25 protein-coding genes and 1 riboswitch are annotated in these 19691 nt (G+C 67.7%); of the genes, 10 read left to right on the plus strand and 15 right to left on the minus strand.

Annotated features, from left to right (window positions below; all coding sequences use genetic code 11):
- Positions 1 to 121 precede the first annotated feature (121 nt).
- The 4 genes from LCM15_RS01250 to LCM15_RS01265 are packed head-to-tail and all read right to left on the minus strand — an operon-like array spanning position 122 to position 3107.
- Positions 122 to 823 (minus strand): hypothetical protein, encoded by a 702-nt coding sequence (locus LCM15_RS01250; RefSeq protein ID WP_224853054.1) that lies wholly within the window; start codon positions 821 to 823, stop codon positions 122 to 124.
- Positions 824 to 825: 2 nt separating this feature from the next.
- Positions 826 to 2118, minus strand: coding sequence for a serine--tRNA ligase (serS, locus tag LCM15_RS01255; RefSeq protein WP_224852414.1), 1293 nt, complete (start codon positions 2116 to 2118; stop codon positions 826 to 828).
- 51 nt (positions 2119 to 2169) lie between these two features.
- Positions 2170 to 2913, minus strand: a complete 744-nt coding sequence (locus tag LCM15_RS01260) for a trypsin-like serine peptidase (RefSeq protein ID WP_224852415.1) — start codon at positions 2911 to 2913, stop codon at positions 2170 to 2172.
- Positions 2913 to 3107, minus strand: a complete 195-nt coding sequence (locus LCM15_RS01265; protein ID WP_224852416.1) for a hypothetical protein — start codon at positions 3105 to 3107, stop codon at positions 2913 to 2915. Before LCM15_RS01265 ends, LCM15_RS01260 begins: the two co-directional genes overlap by 1 nt.
- 305 nt (positions 3108 to 3412) lie before the next feature.
- On the opposite strand from LCM15_RS01265, the gene yajC reads away from it, so the two are divergent.
- From yajC to LCM15_RS01315, 10 genes are all read left to right on the plus strand, one after another.
- Positions 3413 to 3700, plus strand: a complete 288-nt coding sequence (yajC, locus tag LCM15_RS01270; RefSeq protein WP_007799984.1) for a preprotein translocase subunit YajC — start codon at positions 3413 to 3415, stop codon at positions 3698 to 3700.
- A 16-nt stretch (positions 3701 to 3716) separates the two neighbouring features.
- Positions 3717 to 5378 carry a protein translocase subunit SecD gene (gene secD, locus LCM15_RS01275; protein ID WP_224852417.1) on the plus strand — a complete coding sequence of 554 codons (1662 nt, stop codon included), beginning with the start codon at positions 3717 to 3719 and terminating at the stop codon, positions 5376 to 5378.
- 1 nt (position 5379) lies between these two features.
- Entirely contained in the window at positions 5380 to 6357 is a 978-nt protein-coding gene (gene secF / locus LCM15_RS01280; RefSeq protein ID WP_224852418.1) for a protein translocase subunit SecF, read from the plus strand.
- Entirely contained in the window at positions 6350 to 7102 is a 753-nt protein-coding gene (locus tag LCM15_RS01285) for a sulfite exporter TauE/SafE family protein (RefSeq protein WP_224852419.1), read from the plus strand. Before secF ends, LCM15_RS01285 begins: the two co-directional genes overlap by 8 nt.
- Positions 7103 to 7112: 10 nt before the next feature.
- A complete protein-coding gene (locus LCM15_RS01290; RefSeq protein ID WP_224852420.1) occupies positions 7113 to 7466 on the plus strand; it encodes an Mth938-like domain-containing protein in 354 nt (117 codons plus the stop codon).
- A 92-nt stretch (positions 7467 to 7558) separates the two neighbouring features.
- A complete protein-coding gene (gene ccmA / locus LCM15_RS01295; protein WP_224852421.1) occupies positions 7559 to 8173 on the plus strand; it encodes a heme ABC exporter ATP-binding protein CcmA in 615 nt (204 codons plus the stop codon).
- Positions 8170 to 8826, plus strand: a complete 657-nt coding sequence (ccmB, locus tag LCM15_RS01300; RefSeq protein ID WP_224852422.1) for a heme exporter protein CcmB — start codon at positions 8170 to 8172, stop codon at positions 8824 to 8826. The genes ccmA and ccmB overlap by 4 nt, the downstream gene beginning before the upstream one ends.
- Positions 8827 to 9316: 490 nt before the next feature.
- On the plus strand, positions 9317 to 10045 hold the full coding sequence (locus tag LCM15_RS01305) for a heme ABC transporter permease (protein ID WP_224852423.1): 729 nt from the start codon (positions 9317 to 9319) through the stop codon (positions 10043 to 10045).
- The gene (gene ccmD, locus LCM15_RS01310) at positions 10042 to 10203 is read left to right on the plus strand and encodes a heme exporter protein CcmD (RefSeq protein WP_224852424.1); all 162 of its coding nucleotides are present in this window, start codon (positions 10042 to 10044) and stop codon (positions 10201 to 10203) included. The genes LCM15_RS01305 and ccmD overlap by 4 nt, the downstream gene beginning before the upstream one ends.
- The gene (locus LCM15_RS01315) at positions 10196 to 10762 is read left to right on the plus strand and encodes a DsbE family thiol:disulfide interchange protein (protein ID WP_224852425.1); all 567 of its coding nucleotides are present in this window, start codon (positions 10196 to 10198) and stop codon (positions 10760 to 10762) included. Before ccmD ends, LCM15_RS01315 begins: the two co-directional genes overlap by 8 nt.
- A 54-nt stretch (positions 10763 to 10816) precedes the next feature.
- Here LCM15_RS01315 and LCM15_RS01320 read toward each other — a convergent pair whose 3' ends face one another.
- The 11 genes from LCM15_RS01320 to LCM15_RS01370 all read right to left on the minus strand — a co-directional run bounded on the left by LCM15_RS01320 (position 10817) and on the right by LCM15_RS01370 (position 19484).
- Complete coding sequence (locus LCM15_RS01320) at positions 10817 to 10972, minus strand: hypothetical protein (RefSeq protein ID WP_224852426.1); 156 nt, start codon at positions 10970 to 10972, stop codon at positions 10817 to 10819.
- 265 nt (positions 10973 to 11237) lie between these two features.
- Positions 11238 to 11537, minus strand: a complete 300-nt coding sequence (locus LCM15_RS01325) for an FtsB family cell division protein (RefSeq protein ID WP_224852427.1) — start codon at positions 11535 to 11537, stop codon at positions 11238 to 11240.
- Positions 11538 to 11628: 91 nt separating this feature from the next.
- The gene (thiD, locus tag LCM15_RS01330; protein ID WP_224852428.1) at positions 11629 to 12396 is read right to left on the minus strand and encodes a bifunctional hydroxymethylpyrimidine kinase/phosphomethylpyrimidine kinase; all 768 of its coding nucleotides are present in this window, start codon (positions 12394 to 12396) and stop codon (positions 11629 to 11631) included.
- Complete coding sequence (locus LCM15_RS01335; protein ID WP_224852429.1) at positions 12393 to 13349, minus strand: HesA/MoeB/ThiF family protein; 957 nt, start codon at positions 13347 to 13349, stop codon at positions 12393 to 12395. The genes thiD and LCM15_RS01335 overlap by 4 nt, the downstream gene beginning before the upstream one ends.
- On the minus strand, positions 13346 to 13954 hold the full coding sequence (locus tag LCM15_RS01340; RefSeq protein WP_224853056.1) for a thiamine phosphate synthase: 609 nt from the start codon (positions 13952 to 13954) through the stop codon (positions 13346 to 13348). Before LCM15_RS01340 ends, LCM15_RS01335 begins: the two co-directional genes overlap by 4 nt.
- Positions 13954 to 14712 carry a thiazole synthase gene (locus LCM15_RS01345; RefSeq protein WP_224852430.1) on the minus strand — a complete coding sequence of 253 codons (759 nt, stop codon included), beginning with the start codon at positions 14710 to 14712 and terminating at the stop codon, positions 13954 to 13956. The genes LCM15_RS01340 and LCM15_RS01345 overlap by 1 nt, the downstream gene beginning before the upstream one ends.
- 4 nt (positions 14713 to 14716) lie before the next feature.
- The gene (gene thiS, locus LCM15_RS01350; protein ID WP_224852431.1) at positions 14717 to 14914 is read right to left on the minus strand and encodes a sulfur carrier protein ThiS; all 198 of its coding nucleotides are present in this window, start codon (positions 14912 to 14914) and stop codon (positions 14717 to 14719) included.
- Positions 14904 to 15851 carry an FAD-dependent oxidoreductase gene (locus tag LCM15_RS01355; protein ID WP_224852432.1) on the minus strand — a complete coding sequence of 316 codons (948 nt, stop codon included), beginning with the start codon at positions 15849 to 15851 and terminating at the stop codon, positions 14904 to 14906. The genes thiS and LCM15_RS01355 overlap by 11 nt, the downstream gene beginning before the upstream one ends.
- Positions 15848 to 17632 (minus strand): phosphomethylpyrimidine synthase ThiC, encoded by a 1785-nt coding sequence (gene thiC, locus LCM15_RS01360; RefSeq protein ID WP_224852433.1) that lies wholly within the window; start codon positions 17630 to 17632, stop codon positions 15848 to 15850. Before thiC ends, LCM15_RS01355 begins: the two co-directional genes overlap by 4 nt.
- 125 nt (positions 17633 to 17757) lie before the next feature.
- Positions 17758 to 17885, minus strand: a riboswitch (TPP riboswitch).
- Between the two features lie 599 nt (positions 17886 to 18484).
- Positions 18485 to 18793, minus strand: a complete 309-nt coding sequence (locus tag LCM15_RS01365; RefSeq protein WP_224852434.1) for a MarR family transcriptional regulator — start codon at positions 18791 to 18793, stop codon at positions 18485 to 18487.
- Between the two features lie 100 nt (positions 18794 to 18893).
- The gene (locus tag LCM15_RS01370; RefSeq protein WP_224852435.1) at positions 18894 to 19484 is read right to left on the minus strand and encodes a hypothetical protein; all 591 of its coding nucleotides are present in this window, start codon (positions 19482 to 19484) and stop codon (positions 18894 to 18896) included.
- Positions 19485 to 19691 lie beyond the last annotated feature (207 nt).

Below are 19691 nucleotides of genomic sequence, written 5' to 3' on the forward strand. Positions count from 1 at the left end.
CTGACCCGGAAGGTTCCGTCTGCAGGTAACGGCCGCGGGTGCGCGCGGGTTCCGCCGCGCGACACAATCAGGAGGGCGGCTTGGCGCGTCTCAGGTCACGGTGAGCGCGAGGCGGCGCGCCTCACTCGGTGTCGGTGCCGCGCAGCGCCAGAATGCCGAAGATGCCGACCACCGAGAGCCCCACCACGGCGATGTTGAGCGGCGCGGAGTTCGCGACGATCACCCCTACCAGCGCCCAGATCACCGTGATGCCGTAGAGCGGCGCGCGGTGCAGGCGGTATTGCACCACCAGCGCGATCACCAGCGCGATAACCAGCGCCACCAGCGCCGCGGGCGTGGGCCCGAGCAGCCCGTAGCCTGCCAGAAGCAGCCCGATCGAGACCGAGGAGGCTGCGGTCAGCCAGCCGGCATACACCGCCAGCGGCGAGACCTGCAGCCAGCGGTCCATGTCGCCGGTGCGGAACAGCGCCAGCAGCGCGGTGACCAGCATCACCCAGATCATCGCGGTGGCGGCGATCGGCGAGATTTGCGCCACCGGCAGCCAGACCACGCCCACGGCGAGGCTGATGAAGAGAGGCTGGCGGTGTGGTTGCCAGTCGGGATCATCGGCGCGGCGGAACAGGCCGAACCCGGTGCCGGCGATGAGCCAGAGATAGATCAGGCCCCAGATCGCAAAGGCATAGCCCGCCGGCTGCACCGGCGGGTTGTCCTGCGGGATCGGGAAGGCGCTCGGGTCGAACCCGTTGAAGCCGGGAAACAGCACCGGCCCGGCGGCGAAGACCACCGCGGCCAGGAACACCAAGATCGCCCAGAGCACCTGCATGGTCACACCAGCTCGCCGTCGGCGGTGAGGGTGGTCTTGCCGCCGAGCCACGGGTGCAGCGCCTCGGGCAGCTTGACCGAGCCGTCTTCCTGCTGGCCATTCTCGAGCACCGCGATCAGGCAGCGCCCGACGGCGAGGCCCGAGCCGTTCAGCGTGTGCACGTACTCCGGCTTGCCGCCGCCGGCGGGCTTGAAGCGGGCGTTCATCCGGCGGGCCTGGAAATCGCCGCAGACCGAGACCGAGGAGATCTCGCGGTAGGTATTCTGCCCCGGCAGCCAGACCTCGATGTCATGCGTGCGCTGCGCGCCGAAGCCCATGTCGCCGGTACAGAGCGCCACGGTGCGGTAGGGCAGGCCGAGCTTCTCGAGAATGCCCTGCGCGCAGGCAGTCATGCGGTCGAGTTCGTCGCGGGATTTCTCCGGGTGCGTGACCGAGACCATCTCGACCTTCTCGAACTGGTGCTGGCGCAGCATGCCCGACGTGTCGCGCCCGGCAGAGCCCGCCTCGGAGCGGAAACACTGGGTGTGGGCCACGTAGCGGCGCGGCAGGTAGCTTTCCTCGACGGTCTCGCCGTTGACGATGTTGGTCAGCGTCACCTCGGCGGTGGGCACCAGCCACCAGCCATCGCGGGTCTGGTAGCTGTCCTCGCCGAATTTCGGCAGCTGGCCGGTGCCGTACATCATCTCTTCGCGCACCAAGACCGGGGTCCAGGTCTCGGTCAGGCCGTTCTCCTCGACATGGGTGTCGAGCATGAACTGCGCCAGCGCCCGGTGGATGCGCACCACGCCGCCCGAGAGCACCACGAAGCGCGAGCCGGAGAGCTTAGCCGCGGTCTCGAAATCCATGCCCTTCTGCACGGCAGCGAGCTGGTAGTGCTCCTTCGGCGCGAAATCGAATTCGGCCGGCGTGCCCCAGCGGTGGATCTCGACATTGTCGTCCTCGTCGGTGCCGTCGGGCACATCGTCGAAGGGCAGGTTGGGCAGGCCCATGAGCAGCTCGTCGAGCTGCGCGTCGAGCTCCTTGGCCCGGTCCTGCATCTCGGAGACCTCGGCCTTCTTTGCCCCCACGAGGGCGCGCAGCCGCTCGAACTCGGCCTCGTTGCCGGAGGCCTTGGCGGCGCCCACGTCCTTGGCGGCTTTCTTCTGCTCGGCCTGCGCGGTTTCGGCGGCGTGGATCGCGGCGCGGCGCGCTTCGTCGATCTTCAGGATCGAGGGCGATTGCGGCTCCATCCCGCGGCGAGACAGCGCCGCGTCGAATGCGGCGGGGTTTTCTCGGATGGCGCGGATGTCGTGCATCGTCCCTTGTCCTTCTTTTCGGGTGCGAGTCGGGGCGGTTATGCCCTCTTTTCACTCGAAGGTGTAGGGGGCGCCCTGCAACAGCCGCTTGCGCACCCACTCGTCGACCGGGACCACCAGCGCCTTGCCTCCTGCCGAGGCCGAGACCACGCCGATCACCTGCCAGTCCGGGCCGCCGCTGAGCACCGGGCCACCGGAATTGCCCGGGCGCACCGGGCAGTCGACGAAGAGCAGCCGGTGGACCGGCCTTCCGTCGCAATCGAACCGGCCCGAGAGCCGATGCGGGCGGTGATCGTGGTAGCCCGCCAGCGCGTAGCGCGGGGCGACCGAGCTGCCGATCCGGAGCGGGGCCACGGCGGCGATCGGCGCGGCGAGGTAGACCAGCGCGATGTCGTGCTCCACGTCGAGCTGCACCTGCGCATAGGCCTTCGGGTGGACCTCGTAGCCGGCGACGGGGCTGTCGCCGGCATCGTCGCCGCCGTACCAGCCAGCGGCAAAATGCAGCAGGTCGGGCGCGGTGGGGTGGCCGTCCGGGCCGGCCACGCAATGGGCGGCCGTCAGCAGCGTGTCGGGGGCGACCAGCGCCGCGCTGCACATCCCGAGCCGGCTGACGCCGCGGGTGTTGAGCCTCCCGACCGCTTCCCAGTCCGAAAGCCGGTCGCGGGCCATGGCGGGCAGCTCTCCTGCGCGTGGGGTCATCATACGGGCCTCGGGATCCTGCGCGGGAAGACGGCCGGGCAGGGCGAGGGCCAGCAGCAGGACGAATGCCCGCGTGGTGGTGCGGCCAAGAGTCATCACCAGCTCGGGTGGTAGAACTCCCCGGCATTCATGCCGATATAGAGCGGTCCGCAGCTCTGCCCGACATTGACGCCGGTGCGCACGCCGCCGGTGCCGACGCCGACATTCACGTTGGCGCTGGGTCTGGGACTGCAGCGCTCGCATCCGGCGAGCGCACTGCCCGCAACGGCGAGGATCAGGAACAAACGCATCTGGCTCAACCTTGTCTTGCGCCCGGGTTCGGGCATTCTCCTCAGCCTAGGCGCCGGGAGGGCGTTGCGGCAAGGGCGCAGGCGTGCGCGATGGGTCGTGAGCCATGGCAGAGCGCCGGTCTGGTGCGGGGGAGGCAGCCACCGGTCCCGTGCCGGCGCGCCCCCGATGGCATTCCCCAGTGGCATCCCACCTCCCGGGCAATGCCTCCCGAGGCTTCTTGCATCCCTTGCCGTTCGCACATAGGTTCCGCGCGACCTGACCGGGGGCTTCCCCCGCATTCATTCCATTCTGAGGAGCCCCGCCCATGGACCCAGCCGCGCTTGGACAATTCCTTCCGCTCATCCTGATCTTCGCGATCATGTACTTCCTGCTCATCCGCCCGCAGCAGAAGAAGATGAAGGAGCACCAGAAGATGGTGGCGGCGCTGCGCCGGGGCGATCAGGTCGTCACGCAGGGCGGCATCATCGGCAAGGTGGCCAAGGTCAAGGACAACAACGAGATCGACGTCGAGATCGCCGAGGGCGTGAAGGTCCGCGTGGTGCAGAACACCGTCACGCAGGTCCTGTCCAAGACCGAGCCGGCCGAGAGCTGAGCCCCTAGGCGCCGACATGCTACAGATCGATACCTGGAAACGCGTCCTCATCTGGGCGCTAGTGGTGGCGGGGCTGGTGCTGGCGGCGCCGAACCTCTTCTATAATCGCGTTGAATCGCACAATGATGCCGTGAAGGCCATCGAGGCGCAGGGCAGCACGCCCGAGCGCGAGGCGCAGGCCGCGGCCTGGCCGACCTGGCTGCCCTCGGACCTCGTGAACCTCGGCCTCGACCTGCGCGGCGGCGCGCATCTGCTGGCCGAGGTTCGGCTGTCGGATGTCTATGCCGCGCGCATGGAGTCGCTCTGGCCCGAGGTGCGCGACGCGCTCCGCGGCGCCCGCGACGAGGTCGGCACGATCCGGCTTCAGCCCTCCGATCCCGGCACCCTCCGGGTGCGGATCTCCAACCCCGACGGCATGGCGCGCGCGCTCGAACTGGTGCGCGGACTGGCGCAGCCGGTGGTCTCGCTCACCGGGGCCGGCGCCACCGACCTGCAGGTCGCGGGCGACGGCAGCGACATCGTCGTGTCTCTCTCGGAGGCCGAACAGCGCGCCACCGACGAGCGCACCATGCAGCAGTCGCTCGAGATCATCCGCCGCCGCATCGACGAGGTCGGCACCCGCGAGCCGACGATCCAGCGCCAGGGCTCCGACCGGATCCTGATCCAGGTGCCGGGCATCGGCTCCGCCGCCGAGCTCAAGGAAATCATCGGCACCACCGCGCAGCTGACCTTCCAGCCGGTCGTCGGCCGTGCCTCCAGCGCCAGCGAAAACCCCGGTGTCGGCAACGAGGTGCTGCCCTCCCTGAACGAAGAAGGCGTCTACTATATCCTCGAGACCGCCCCGGTGGTCACCGGCGAAGAGCTGGTCGACGCGCAGCCGAGCTACGACCAGAACGGTCGTCCGGCGGTGAACTTCCGCTTCAACCCGAGCGGTGCGCGCAAGTTCGGTGACTACACCGCCGAGAACATCGGCTCGCCCTTCGCCATCGTGCTCGACGACGAGGTGATCTCGGCCCCGGTGATCCAGAGCCACATTCCCGGCGGCTCGGGCATCATCACCGGCAATTTCGACATCGCCGAATCCACCAACCTCGCGGTGCTTCTCCGTGCGGGCGCGCTGCCCGCCGGGATGGAGTTCCTCGAAGAGCGCACCATCGGCCCCGAGCTCGGGCAGGACAGCATCGATGCGGGCAAGCTCGCCACCGGCGTGGCCTTCGCCGGTGTGCTGATCTTCATGTTCCTGAGCTATGGCCTGTTCGGGCTGTTCGCCAACGTGGCGCTGATCCTGAATATCGGGTTGATCGTCGGCGTGCTGTCGATGATCGGCGCGACGCTGACGCTGCCGGGCATCGCCGGCATCGTGCTGACCGTCGGTATGGCGGTCGACGCCAACGTGCTGATCTTCGAGCGCATCCGCGAAGAGATCAAATCGTCCCGCGGCCCGGCCCGCGCGATCGAGCTTGGCTATTCGAAGGCTCTGTCGGCCATCGTCGACGCCAACATCACCACGGTGATGACCGCCATCATCCTGTATGTCATGGGCTCGGGCCCGGTGCGCGGCTTCGCCATCACGCTCGGCATCGGCATCGTGACCTCGGTGTTCACCGCGATCTGGGTGACCCGCCTGCTGATCGTGATCTGGTTCGAACGCCGCCGCCCCAAGACGCTGGAGATCTGACATGCGCCTTCTGAGACTGGTGAAGGATGAAACCTCCTTCGATTTCTTCAAGCACTGGAAAATCTGGCTCGGCATCTCGGGCTTCATGATCGTGCTGGCGATGGTCAGCTTCGGCGTGCGCGGCCTGAACTACGGCATCGACTTCCGCGGCGGCACCACCATCCGCACCGAGAGCGCGCAGCCCGTCGACGTGGGCGCCTACCGCGATGCGATCAGCGCGCTGGGGCTGGGCGACAGCACCATCTCCGAGGTGTTCGACCCCACCTTCGGGCCGGACGAGAACGTCGCCATGGTCCGCATCTCCGCGCAGGACGGTCAGGAGGCGGTCACCGCCGATACCATCGCCGCGGTGGAGGGAGCGCTGCAGGAGGTCGCCCCCGACATCCGCTTCGTCTCGGTCGAGAGCGTCGGGCCCAAGGTGTCGGGCGAGCTCATCCAGACCGCGTTCGTCGCCGTGGGCCTCGCCATCGGGGCGGTGCTGATCTACATCTGGCTTCGGTTCGAATGGCAGTTCGCCGTCGGCGCGGTGATCGCGCTGGTGCACGACGTGTTGCTGACCATCGGGGTGTTCTCGGAGGTGGGCATCAAGTTCGACCTCGCCATCATCGCGGCGCTCCTGACCATCGTCGGCTACTCTCTCAACGACACCGTGGTGGTGTTCGACCGGGTCCGCGAAAACCTGATCAAGTACAAGAAGCGCCCGCTGAAAGAGGTGCTGGGGCTGTCGATCAACGAGACGCTGAGCCGGACCCTGATGACCTCGCTCACCACGCTGCTGGCGCTCTTCGCGCTGTTCGCGCTTGGCGGTGACGTGATCCGCGGCTTCGTCTTCGCAATGATCTGGGGCGTCTTCGTCGGCACCTACTCGTCGATCTTCGTGGCCTCCGCCATTCTGCTCTGGCTCGGCGTCAAACGCGACTGGACGGACCCGGAAGCCGAGGCCGAGACCAAGAAGACGGCCGACGGCGCCAGTGTCTGAGATCCTCGCCCAGAGCCTCGCCACGCCGGGGCTCTGGGCCATGCTGGCCACCTGCTTCGTGGCCGGCCTCGTCTACGGGTTCGCCGGCTTCGGCGCGGCGCTCGTGTTCATGCCGGTGGGCACGATCTTCCTGCCGGTCGAGGACGCCATCGCCGCGTTCAACCTTGCCAACATCGTTTCCATTTTCACGGTCCTGCCGCGCGCCCTGCCGCAGGTCGACCGGCGCGGCACCGCGACGATGGTGCTCTGCGCCGTGCCGACGGTGGCGCTTGGCATCTGGGTGCTGAAGCTGGCCGATGTGACGCTTCTTCGCTGGGCGGTGATCGCGGTGGCGGGGATCACCCTCGTGGCGCTGGTCGGCGGCCTGCGGTATCGCACGACGCCCGGGCCGGCCGCCCGCGCCGCGGTGGCTGGCGCCACCGGATTCATCGGCGGTGCGACCGGGCTGCTGGGGCCGGTGCTGATCCTGTTCCAGCTCGCCGGGCAGGACAGCGTGGCCCGCTCGCGCGCCACCATCCTCGTTTTTCTCAGCTGCACCTCGATCCTGCTTCTGGCCCTGATGGCGCTGCAGGGCGCGATGACGGCCTCGGCCATCCCGCTTGGTTTTCTCATGTTTTTGCCATATGGTCTGGGCACGAAGGTGGGTCAGGCCTTGTTCGATCCGGCGCGGGAAGGGGAATACCGCATCGTATCCTACCTGATCATCGCAGCGGCGATCCTTCTTGGGCTGCCGGTATGGGACTAGGGGAAATACCATGCAGATGAATGACGTGAGCTTCGGCTCTGCGACGCCGGTTGATGGCTACGGGCCGGGTTTCTTCCGCATCGGCGGCCAGCCGCTCGACGGGGCGCTCTGCATCTCGATCTCGGGCGCGCGCAGCTGGGGCGGGCTCGAGGACGAGGCGGCGCTGTTCGATCTGGTCGCCGATGTCGACGTGCTCTTCGTCGGCACCGGGCCAGAGCTGGCGCCGCTGCCAGAGGCGCTGAGGGCGCGGCTCGAGGCCGCGGGTGTCGGCGTCGAGGTGATGAGCACGCCCTCCGCCTGCCGCACCTACAACGTGCTGCTGGGCGAGGGGCGCCGCGTCGCGCTGGCGGTGCTGCCGGTCTGAGCACTCCCCTGCGAGGGCTGCCGCCGCACAGGCATCGGCCCGCGCGGTTTTGACGCTTCCGCTCCGCCGATCCCTGCGCTACTCCCGGTCTCATGATACTGAGCGTGACCGATCTTGCGGTGTCCCGTGGCGGGGTGCCGGTGCTCGAGGGGATGAGCTTTGCGCTGGCCCCGGGCCGCGCGGTGGTGCTGCGCGGGCCGAACGGGTCGGGCAAGACCACGCTTCTGCGCACCATCGCCGGCCTGCAGCCGGCCTATGCCGGCACCATCGAGGGGGCCGGCGAGCGCATCGCCTATGCCGCCCATTCCGACGGTCTCAAGGCGATGCTGAGTGTCACCGAGAACCTGCGCTTCTGGGCGCAGGTGTTTGGCACGAAAGACATTTCCGCCGCGCTGCATGATTTCGACCTCGACCGCCTCAAGGACCGTCTGGCGGGCAACCTGTCGGCCGGGCAGAAGCGCCGGCTCGGGCTGGCGCGGATGATGGTCACCGGTCGCCCGGTCTGGGTGCTGGACGAACCCACCGTGTCGCTCGACACCGCCTCGGTGGCGCTCTTCGCGCAGGCGGTACGGCGGCATCTAGAGGGCGGCGGCGCGGCCCTGATGGCCACCCATATTGACCTTGGCATTCCCGAGGCGGAGGTGTTCGACGTGACTCCGTACAAGGCCAGCCAGCGGGCCGCCCTGCAGGACGAGGCCTTCCTGTGATCGCGCTGCTGACACGGGATCTGCGGCTCGCGGTGCGGGCCGGCGGCGGCTTCGGGCTTGGGCTGGCCTTCTTCCTTATCGTCACGGTGCTGGTGCCCTTCGGGGTCGGGCCCGAGACCGGTCTGCTCGCGCGCATCGCGCCGGGCGTGCTGTGGATCGGCGCCCTGTTGGCCTGCTTGCTGTCGCTCGACCGGATCTTCGCGCTCGACTGGGAGGACGGCTCGCTCGATCTGCTGGCCACCGCGCCGCTGCCGATGGAGGGAATCGTCTCGGTCAAGGCGCTGGCGCACTGGCTCACCACCGGCTTGCCGCTGGTGCTGGCGGCGCCGGTGCTGGGGGTTCTGCTGAGCCTGCCGCTCGAGGGCTATTTCTGGGTGCTGGTGTCGCTGGCCGCCGGCACGCCGGCGCTGTCGGTGATCGGCACCTTCGGCGCGGCGCTGACGGTGGGGCTGAAGCGCGGCGGGCTGCTGCTGTCGCTCTTGGTGCTGCCGCTCTACGTGCCGACGCTGATCTTCGGCGCCGAGGTCGCCCGGCGCGGGGCCGAGGGGCTGGCGGTGCAGACGCCCCTGCTGATGCTGGCGGGGATCAGCGCGGGCGTGATCGCGCTGCTGCCCTTCGCCAGCGCGGCGGTGCTGCGGATCAATCTGCGCTGAAAGCTAGCGGTCAAATACTCTCCCCGCGATATCGGAGCAATGCCAGCGCGGAATCAAGGCGAAGCCGCCTCTCACACATCGCATTCTGCGATGTGTTGCCGGCAGGCGTTTGCAAGCAAACGCCGAGAGGCGCGCCATCGTCATGCTGGAAGCATGCCTCCGGCATGACCCGCCCCGACGGGCTGGCGATTTGGCTGGTCTCGGTGACACGTGTCGAGGTCCTTCGGATTTGGCAGGGATAAATCAATAGGATCGACGTTCCGTGCGGCACCCCGCGGGCCGGCGACGGCGCGGCGGCGCCGGGCGTTTCGAGAGCGAGGGCGGGTCCTGTACTCAAAAATATCCCAATTCTTGGATCAACACGTGAGGGCTTTCCCCGCGAGAGTCTTGCCCACGCCGACGCCCCCGACACCCCCTGCGGCGCCACGGCCCTTGCCCCTGACGGAAAATTCAGGTGAAACACGCCGACACCTGCGCTACGGAAAGAGCCATGTCGATCTGGGAATACGCCAACCCTGTCAAATTCATCCGCACCACCGACAAGATCCTGCCATGGGTTTCGGTCGGGGCGGTGCTGTGTCTGGTGACCGGGCTGGTCTGGGGCTTCTTTTTCACCCCGGATGACTTCCGGCAGGGCTCGACGGTCAAGATCTTCTACCTGCACGTGCCCGCCGCGATGATGGCGATCAATGCGTGGGTGATGATGCTCGTGGCCTCGCTGGTCTGGATCATCCGCCGTCACCACGTCTCGGCGCTTGCCGCCCGCGCGGCGGCGCCCGTTGGGGCCACCTTCACCCTCATCGCCCTGGCCACCGGTGCGTTCTGGGGCCAGCCCATGTGGGGCACGTGGTGGGCGTGGGACCCGCGGCTGACCTCGTTCCTCGTGCTGTTCCTGTTCTACCTCGGCTACATGGCGCTGTGGTCGGCGATCGAGAACGACGACACCGCCGCCGATCTGACCTCCATCCTCTGCCTCGTGGGCTCGGTCTTTGCCGTGCTGTCGCGCTACGCGGTGCTGTTTTGGAACCAGGGCCTGCACCAGGGCGCGTCGCTGTCGCTCGACAAGGAAGAGAACGTGGCAGACGTGTTCTGGTACCCGGCGCTGGTCTGCATCGCGGGCTTCATCCTGCTGTTCATCGCGCTGGTCTTCCTGCGCACCCAAACGGAAATCCGCGCGCGCCGCGCCCGCGCGCTCATGGCACGGGAGCGGCAGGCATGATGCCCGAGCTTGGAAAATACGCCTTCGCGGTGATTGCCTCCTACGGCGTGGGGCTCGGGCTTCTGGCCGCGCTGGTGATCGCCAGCATCGCCCGGTCGCGCCGCGTGCGCGCCGAGCTGGAGCAGATCGAAGAGCGGAGCAAACGCCCCCATGTCTGAGACCAACCCCGACACCCGCAAGCGGCGCATCTCGCCGCTGATGATCCTGCCGCCGCTGATCTTCGCGGCCTTCGTGGTGATGGCCTATTTCGGAATGCAGCGCGGCGACACGACGACGCTGCCCTCGACCTTCATCGGCAAGCCCGCTCCGGCCCTGCCGGAAACCACGCTCGAGGGGTTTCCGGGCGTGCGCGATGCGGATCTGCGCGCGGGCGATGTGACGGTGGTGAACTTCTGGGCCTCGTGGTGTCCGCCGTGCCGGGCCGAGCATCCGCGCCTGCTGGAGCTGCAGGAGGAGGGCGTGCGCATCGTCGGCGTCAACTTCAAGGACAAGGCAGGGGCGGCCGCGGGGTACCTCACGGAAGAGCACTCGCCCTTCATCGGCGTGCCCTTCGATCCGCAGGGGCGTGCGGCGATCAACTGGGGGGTCACCGGCCCGCCCGAGACCTTCATCGTGGCAGGCGACGGCACGGTGCTGCACAAGCACGTCGGGCCGCTGGCCGGGACGCTTTACAACGATGTCTTCCTGCCGAAGCTCTACGAGGCGCTTGGTCGCTGAGCGGGGCGTGGGGGCGCGGCCGGAACCGCGCCCTGATCGAGCGAGGCCCGGCGATCAAAGATCGCAGGGCGTGCTCATGTCGAGGCTGCTGCAGCTCGGCTGGATGGGCTGCGGCTGGCCCTGCGCCGCGAAGGCGCCGAAGATGGCCAGCAGCGCAAGCGCCCCGGCCTGAATGATCGTGATTGTCCTGACTTTCCTGCTCTTGTTCATGAAACTGCCTGCGGTTTGTTTTTTTATTGTAGGTAAATAAGAAAGCGCAGACGGGATTGTTTTCAAGCGCGCTGTTTCACGCCGTGGCCGGAGGGCTTGCCGAAATGGCAAGCTTTCGCTGGTTTCGCGCAAAGATCGACGCGAAAGCGCCGAGCGCCGCGGTAGATCGTAATGTTTCGTGAAAGTGAATTGCCTAGGGATGAGGCAGGTCGCGCGCGCTCAGGGCGCTCTTTAAGACCCGGAGCGCAGCCGATTCAGGGCCGCGTCAGCGGACGACGATCTCGTCCGAGCGCATCACGCCAAGGATGTCACGGGCCTGCTGGTCGAGCAGGTCGAGATCGAGATATTCGTCCGACAGGCGGTGCGTGAGGTTCTCCATCCGGGCGACATCGCTCTCGAGAGACGTCAACTCTGCGGCGAGCCGTTCGCCCTCGACCTCGATCTCGGCGCGGCGGAACAGCCCGAAATCGCCCTGCACGGCGGCAAAGACGAAGTAGCCCGAGAGGCTCAGGGTGATGGCGGTGTAGATCACGACACCGAATGCGGGTTTGCGCCTTGCGCTCATGTCTGCGCTCTTGCTCTGCCTTGGGAGGCACCTCTGGCGGGTGCGTTGCACGCAGTATGGCACAGGCGATTCTGGATGGGAATCCCTCCTGTCAGGCGTGGGACATATTTCCGCGCGTTCTCTCCGGTGGGGACACCGCGCGGGCCGCGCGGAAGCGGGCGGTGAGGATGCCCTTGGCCTCGAACACCGCGCGCTCCATGTCGATACCTTGGGCAAGGCCGCCCGCGACGGCCGAGGCGAGCTGACAGCCGGTGCCGCGCAGGGCGGCGTCGAGGCGCGGGGCGTGGAACTCGACCACCGGTGACGCGCGGTGGTAGAGGCGGTCCGTGGCGTCCTGCGGCGTCAAATCATGGCCGCCCTTGACCAGCACCGCGCCGCAGCCGCTGTCCTGTAGCCGCCAGATTGCCTGCGCGGGGGAGCAGCCAAGCGCCGCCGCGAGGGCGTCGAGTTCCGGCAGGTTCGGGGTGAGCAGCGTGGCGCGTGGTACGAGGTGGGCGAGCAACGCGGCGATGCCGTCTTCGTCGAGCAGCGCCCGGCCAGAGCTTGAGACCAGCACGGGGTCGAGCACCACGGGCCGGTCGGGCAGGGCGCGCGCGATGGCGTCGACAAGGGCGGCGCTGCCCAGCATCCCGATCTTGACCGCATCCACCGGTCCTTCGCAGGCCGCGGCGATCTGGCTGGCGACCAGCGCGGGCGGCATGAGCTGCACCTCGCGGACCGCGGCGTCGCTCTGCGCGGTGACGGCGGTGACGGCGGCGCAGCACTCCAGACCCATCGCGGCCAAGGTGGCGGCATCGCGCAAGAGTCCTGCGCCGCCGCTGGAATCAATGCCGCCGATGCAGAGGACGCGCGCGCTCATGTGGCGAGCACCGCTGTTAGCCGGCCCGCCGCCCGTACCTTCTCTGCCGCGCGCCACGCCCGGAGACCGGTGGCGCAGGCGAAGACCACGCGCTGGCCGGGCGCGCCTTGCAATTCGGAAAGCCCACCCTCGGGCAGTCGCTGCGCCCGAGGCGACGCCGGCACGGGCGCCTCGTCGCAAGATCGCAGGTCGATGACGAGATCCGAAGGCAGCAGTTGCGAGGCGGCGAGGATCTCGGGGCCAGCCGTGTCCGGCTCGGGGGCCGTGTCGAAGCGGAAGCCACCGATGCGCCAGCTTGCGAGATCCAGCGTCAGCATCTGCCCCAGCGGCGAGGGCGCCAGCCCGAGCAGCACCGTAAGCGCCATCTGCGCCTGCAACGCGCCCAGCGTTGCGACGACGGGGCCCATCACCCCGGCGGCATCGCAGCTCGTGAGCACCGGCGGCAGCTCGGGGAACACGGCGCGATAGCTCGGCGCGCCACCGCAGAACCCGCCGACATGGCCCGCGCGACCGGTCACCGCGGCGCTGATGAACGGGGTGTTCGCGGTAAGGCAAAGGTCCGAGAGCACGTAGGTCGCGGTGACCCTGTCGGCGGCGTCGATCACCAGATCGGCCTCGGCAAGGGCGGCGGCCGCGCTGTCGGACAGGAGCGGCGCGCAACGCGGGACGATCCGGCACTCGGGGTTCAGCGCCGCCAGCGTCTCGGCGGCGACCTGCGCCTTGGGGCGGCCGAGATCCGACATCCGGTAGAGGGTCTGCCGGTGCAGGTTGCTCTCGTCCACGGTGTCGGGGTCGTAGAGCGTGATGCGCCCGACCCCCGCGCCTGCGAGCAGTGGCAGCAGGGCCGCGCCGAGGCCGCCCGCGCCGGCCACCAGCACCCGGGCGCGCGCCAGACGCGCCTGACCCTCGGGGCCAATCTCGGGCAGGCGCATCTGTCGGTCGTAGCGGCTCATGCGTGCACCCGTGTCGCCGCGATCCACTCGCGGCAGCGGGCCTCGGGGCTTTGCGCCTGCTGGATGTCGGTCACCACCGCCGCGCTGTCGGCGCCAGCCTCGAAGAGACCGGGCAGGCGCTCGGGCGTCAGCCCGCCGATGCCGACCAGAGGCGTGTCTCCCACCAGTTGCTTCCAGCGCCTGACCTTGTCCAGCCCCTGCGGCGCCCATTTCATCTTTTTCAGAAGCGTCGGATAGACCGGCCCCAGCGCCACGTAGTCCGGGGCGCAGGCCAGCGCGCGGTCGAGCTCGGCTTCGTCATGGGTCGAGAGGCCGATGCGCACGCCAGCCCGGCGCAGGGCGTCGAAATCGGCGTCGTCCATATCCTCCTGTCCGAGATGGACGAAGGTGCAATTCAGATCCAGCGCCAGCCGCCAGTGATCGTTGACCACGAGCTGCGCGCCATGCACCGCGCAGATGTCGCGGGCGCGGGCGATCTGACGGCGCAGCTCGGCTTCGGGCAGATCCTTGAGGCGAAGCTGCACCAGCCGCACGCCCTGCGGCACCAAAAGCTCAAGACGGCCGACATGGCCGGTGATGAGGTAGAAGCGATCGAGCCAGCCCATCATGCCAACTCCGCCATGCCGAAGAGCGGGGTCGAGGCGGTGGCCATGTCGCGGCAGGGCATCAGCCCAGCGTCATGCGCGGCGCGTCCCGCCGCCACCGCCGCGCCGAAGGCACGGGCCATGGCGACTGGGTCGAGCGCCTTGGCCACCGCGGTGTTGAGCAGCACCGCGTCGAACCCCATCTCCATCGCCGCCATCGCCTGCGACGGCGCACCGATCCCGGCGTCGATCACCAGCGGCACGTCGGGGAAATGCGCGCGCATGCTGCGCAGCGCCTCGCGGTGGCGCAGCCCCTGACCGGAGCCGATCGGCGCCCCCCAGGGCATCAGCACCCGGCAGCCCGCCTCGATGAGCCGCTCTCCCACGATCAAGTCCTCGGTGGTGTAGGGGAACACGTCGAAGCCCTCCTCGGTGAGGATGCGCGCCGCCTCGACCAGCGCGAACGGGTCGGGCTGCAGCGTGTCCGCGTGGCCGATCACCTCGAGCTTGATCCAGTTGGTGCCGAAGAGCTCGCGCGCCATCTGCGCCGTGGTCACCGCCTCGCGCACCGAGTGGCACCCGGCGGTGTTGGGCAGGATGCGGCAGCCGCTCTGGCGCAGGATCTCGCGGAAGGCGTCGCCCGCGCTGCCCTCGCGCCGCAGCGACACGGTGATGACCTCGGCGCCGGAGGCGGCGATGGCCTCGCGCAGCACTTGCGGCGAGGGATATTGCGCGGTGCCCAGCATCAGGCGGCTATTGAGTTGGGTTCCGTAAAACATCGTCTCAGCCTCCCTGCATCGGCGAGAGCACCTCGACCCGCGCGCCCTCGGTCAGCGCTGCGGCCGCGCGTGCGGTGCGGGGGATGAAGCTGCCGTCAAGCGCGGTGGCGACGGCAGTGGCGGCAAAGCCCTGCTCCTCGATCAGGTCGTGCAGGGTGCGGGCGCGGGTCTCGACCGGCGCGCCGTTGAGGTCAATGCGCATGGGTGACGTCCTTCGTAAGGGGCGCTGCGAGCGCCGCGGCCAGCTCCTCGCCCAGCACCGGGGCCATGAGAAAGCCGTGCCGGTAGAGTCCGTTGAGGTGGATGCGGTCGGGCGCGTGGCGCAGCGCCGGGATGTTGTCGGGAAAGGCGGGGCGCAGGCCCGCGCCGGTGGCGATCACCTCGGCCTCTGCAAAGCCGGGATGCAGCGTGTAGGCGGCGGAGAGCAGCTCCATCACCGCGCGCGCGGTGACCGGGCCGGGCCGGGCGCTTTCCACCATGGTGGCGCCGATCATGTAGCGACCGCCGCCGCGCGGCACCACGTAGCAGGGAAAGCGCGGGTGAAGCAGCCGCACGGGCCGGGTGAGCTGCACGTCGGGCGCGCAAAGCTCCAGCATCTCGCCCCGCACGGCGCGCAGGTCGGGCAGGTGGCCTGCAGCGGCAAGCCCCCGGCAGTCGACGATATCGCCGCGCGGGGCCTCCTCGCGGAAGGCCACGCCCTGCGCCACGAGCCGCGCGCGCAGATGGGCGAGCGCCGCGCGCGGGTCCATGTGGGCCTCGTCGGGGAAGTGCAGCCCACGAGCAAAGCGCCCGGCCAGCTCCGGCTCGAGATCGGCGGGCGAGACCGCGCGGTGGCCTTGCGTGGCGCGCGCGAAGCGGTCGAGCTCGGCGGCATCGCGCGGCGGGGCCACGACCAGCGTGCCGCGTTGCTCCACGCCGGGCACCCGGGCCTGCCACCAGCCGAGCGCCGCCTGACCTTTCGAGACCACCACCCGAGGCGCGGCCTCGCCCTCGCAGAACGGCGCCAACATGCCGCCCGCGAGATGCGAGGCGGGCGCGGGCACGTCGCCGGGCGCGATCACCTCGACCGGAAACCCGCGCTCGGCCAGCGCGGTGGCGGCGCAAAGCCCCGCCACCCCGGTGCCCAGAACCGAGATCATTCCGACGGCTCGGCGGGCACGTAGAGCGCGCCGCCCTCGCGGAACCTCTCGGCCATCTTCTCCATGCCCTGCTGCTTCTCGGCCTCGGCGCGGATGTCGTGGCTGATCTTCATGGAGCAGAATTTCGGCCCGCACATGGAGCAGAAATGCGCCACCTTGTGGGCCTCGGCGGGCATGGTCTCGTCATGCATCTCGCGCGCGGTGTCGGGGTCGAGCCCGATGTTGAACTGGTCAATCCAGCGGAACTCGAACCGCGCCCGGCTGATGGCGTCGTCACGCAGCTGCGCGCCGGGATGGCCCTTGGCGAGATCGGCGGCGTGCGCGGCGAGCTTGTAGGTGATCACGCCGGTCTTCACGTCGTCTCGGTCGGGCAGGCCGAGGTGTTCCTTCGGTGTCACGTAGCAGAGCATCGCGGTGCCGAACCAGCCGATCATCGCCGCCCCGATGGCCGAAGTGATGTGGTCGTAGCCCGGCGCGATGTCGGTGGTGAGCGGCCCGAGCGTGTAGAACGGCGCCTCGTGGCAGTGCTTGAGCTGCTCGTCCATGTTCTCCTTGATCTTGTGCATCGGCACGTGGCCGGGGCCTTCGATCATCACCTGGCAGTCCTTGGCCCAGGCGATCTTGGTCAGCTCGCCCAGCGTGCGCAGCTCGGCGAACTGTGCCTCGTCATTGGCATCGGCAATCGCGCCCGGACGCAGCCCGTCTCCCAGCGAGAAGCTCACATCGTAGCGACGGCAGATGTCGCAGATCTCGTCGAAATGCTCGTAGAGAAAGCTCTCACGGTGATGATGCAGGCACCACTTGGCCATGATCGAGCCGCCGCGGCTGACGATGCCGGTGACGCGTTTGGCGGTCATCGGGATCATGTGCAGGCGCACGCCGGCATGGATCGTGAAGTAGTCGACGCCCTGTTCGGCCTGCTCAATCAGCGTGTCGCGGAAGATCTCCCATGTCAGATCCTCGGCGATGCCGCCGACCTTCTCGAGCGCCTGATAGAGCGGCACCGTGCCGATCGGCACCGGCGCGTTGCGGATGATCCAGTCGCGGATGTTGTGGATGTTGCGCCCGGTCGAGAGGTCCATCACCGTGTCTCCGCCCCAGCGGATCGCCCAGACCATCTTTTCGACCTCTTCCTCCATCGAGGAGGTGACCGCCGAGTTGCCGATATTGGCGTTGATCTTCACCTTGAAGTTGCGCCCGATGATCATCGGTTCCAGCTCGCGGTGGTTGATGTTGGCCGGGATGATGGCACGGCCTGCGGCGATCTCGTCACGCACGAACTCGGGGGTCACGAGGTCGGGCAGGTTGGCGCCCATCGGTTCGCCGTCGCGCGTGTGGGCGGCGAGCCGGCCCTCGTTCTCGCGGATGGCGACGAATTCCATCTCCGGGGTGACGATGCCGGCGCGGGCATAGGCTAGCTGGGTGACGGCGCGGTCGCCGGTGGCGCGCAGCGGTTTGCGCTGCTCGGGGAAGCCCGGCACCAGCCGGTCGCCCTTGGCAAAGCCGTTATCGGCGTCGGTGACGCTGCGACCGTCATATTCCTCGACGTCGCCGCGGCTCTGCAGCCAGCCGCCGCGGACCTCGGGGAGGCCCTTGGCGATGTCGATCTCGATTGCCGGATCGGTATAGGGGCCGGAGCTGTCATAGACCCGCAGCGGCGCCTCGCCGGTGAGGGCAATCTCGCGCAGGGGCACGCGCAGCTCGTGCAGCTCCCCGTGGACATAAACCTTGGTCGAGGCGGGCAGTGCGCCCGTGGTGATGGTTGGGATGGTGTCTTTCATTTCGGTCTCCTCTCGCGATGAGACCCAAGCGAAACGTAGTGCAGAAAGGGGCCGGACGGCCCGGGTTGCGGCGATGCGCAACAGGGCCATGCGGCCCGAAAAGGCCGCCCCACGAGATGCGTTGGGGGAATGCCCTTCGGTCTTCCTACGCCAGCGTCAACTGGGTCAGGTTCGAAGGGTCGCGTCACCCCGGCATCGATGTGCCGGTGTCAGCCTCTCAGTCCCCTCTGGCGGGACTCCCCTGACGTGCTGGCAGGATAGGAACTCACGCTCGGCGGTCAAGCGGCGAAATCGGCTGCGCCGGAGATTTCGGTTTAGAGATTCTGAAAATTACTTTTTTACATTGAATTAGGCGTGAAGCTTAAATCTGTACATGAGCTCTAGATGCGCTCGATCAGCAAACGCGGGGCGCCGCTCGTCCCCATCTCCTGCCAGCGCTCGCGCTCCTCTCGCCCGAGCGGATTTAGCTGGCGGACTGCAAACGCTTCCGACAGCCTCGTCTCTGACAGCGCCGCGCGCGCGCCGGGGAGGCGCCCAGCCACCTTCGCTTCGCTCGTTAGGGAGAGCGTCTTCTCGTGGCGTCGCCGTTCTACGCGTCGCCTAGCGCGACCGCGTTCGGGACGCCCCAGTCAGCCCCGCTAGCAATCATCGGGGAAAGGGCCGCGCACAGCCGACCGGCGTGCGATCGGCGTCATCGCGCGGCCCCCTGCCGACGCCTGAGATTCGGCAGGCCGGTCAACAGATTTCATATCGAAGCGATAGTCGGCGGGCGAACAAAAATCGCACCGGCATGAATGGCCCGGACCGAGAGGGGAGTTTCTCACGCCGAAAACTTCGGCGCAGCCCTCACGGTCAGAGCGATTGCGCGGTGGCGCCCAGCCTGTAGACCTTGGTCTTGTGGTTCGGCGAATGCTCGATATAGCCAAGCTCGATCAGACGCTTCATGGCGCGATGGAAGGTGGCGTGCTTCATCTCTTCAACCGCCGTTGCGTTACGCACCTGATCGGAGGAAATGTCGCTCGTGCCGTCATTTTGGGCCGCAACGGCGTGAAACGCATAGAGCAGGTCGCGCTCATTGCGGTTCAGATCCTCGAGCCCGAGGTCCTTCTCCATCTGCCACAGGGCAGCTCTCAGCTTCGCGATGCCGGATAGCGCACTCATCATTTGCGTCCAAATAGTATTAAAGTATCCGCATGATAAATTTTCATGGCACCGGGTGCAATACCGGTTTGTGCAAAGGCAGAATTGTGATTGTGACAACCTATTCAGATTGCTGAATAAGTTTAAAAATTCCTATCAGAATGAGCATGAAGAGCGCCAAGCCGGCAATATCGCTGAGGACTGTGGGGTAGGCGATCGAGAACGAGATCGCGTAGGTTGGAAAGAGATCCCAGAGCAGGCTGCGCAGGACGAGCGCGAATGCCGAGGCCATGATCCCCGCAAGCAGGATGAGCCTCCAGACCCGGCGGCAGCCACTGAGGTCGATCTCTGTGTCGATGCCGGCCCACCGCATCGTGGTAAAGGCGAACGGCGCGCAGATCGTCACGAGAAGGACGTGGCCATCGGCAGAGCTCATCATCTCGCTCGGGCTATATCCTTCCATCGCCGCCTGAAGCAGGATGCCCGGTAGAAAATAGGCCAGAGATTTCCAGCCATAGAGCCAGGCCGACAGCACGATCAGGCCGAAGCCAAGGATGACATAATCACGATTGCAGTCGAAGGCGCTGCAGATCGCCTCGTGTGATTGCAGCAGGAAGATCAGGATGCCCGAGAGGGTCGCGGCCCGGAGGACGTGGGTTCTTGCAGGATTCGGTGCGACGGTATCGTCGTCGGTCTTCCAATTCGGCCCCAAGGGGTTGCTCCTCAATTCTCGGGAAAGACCAAAATCTCGGCGCCATCAATTCCAAGTTGGTATTTTGGTCGGAATGCTCGCATTGCGTGTTAAGCTTAGGTCCAGTTCCTCTCGAAAAACGATATTTCAGCGGCTGACTTGCACATCAGGGAGCGTCCCGGGGTCCCCAAGCGCCGACCAACATGCAGGTAAGCCTATCGAAAAGAT

It is taken from the genome of Salipiger bermudensis (assembly GCF_020171625.1).
GTDB lineage: Bacteria > Pseudomonadota > Alphaproteobacteria > Rhodobacterales > Rhodobacteraceae > Salipiger > Salipiger bermudensis_B.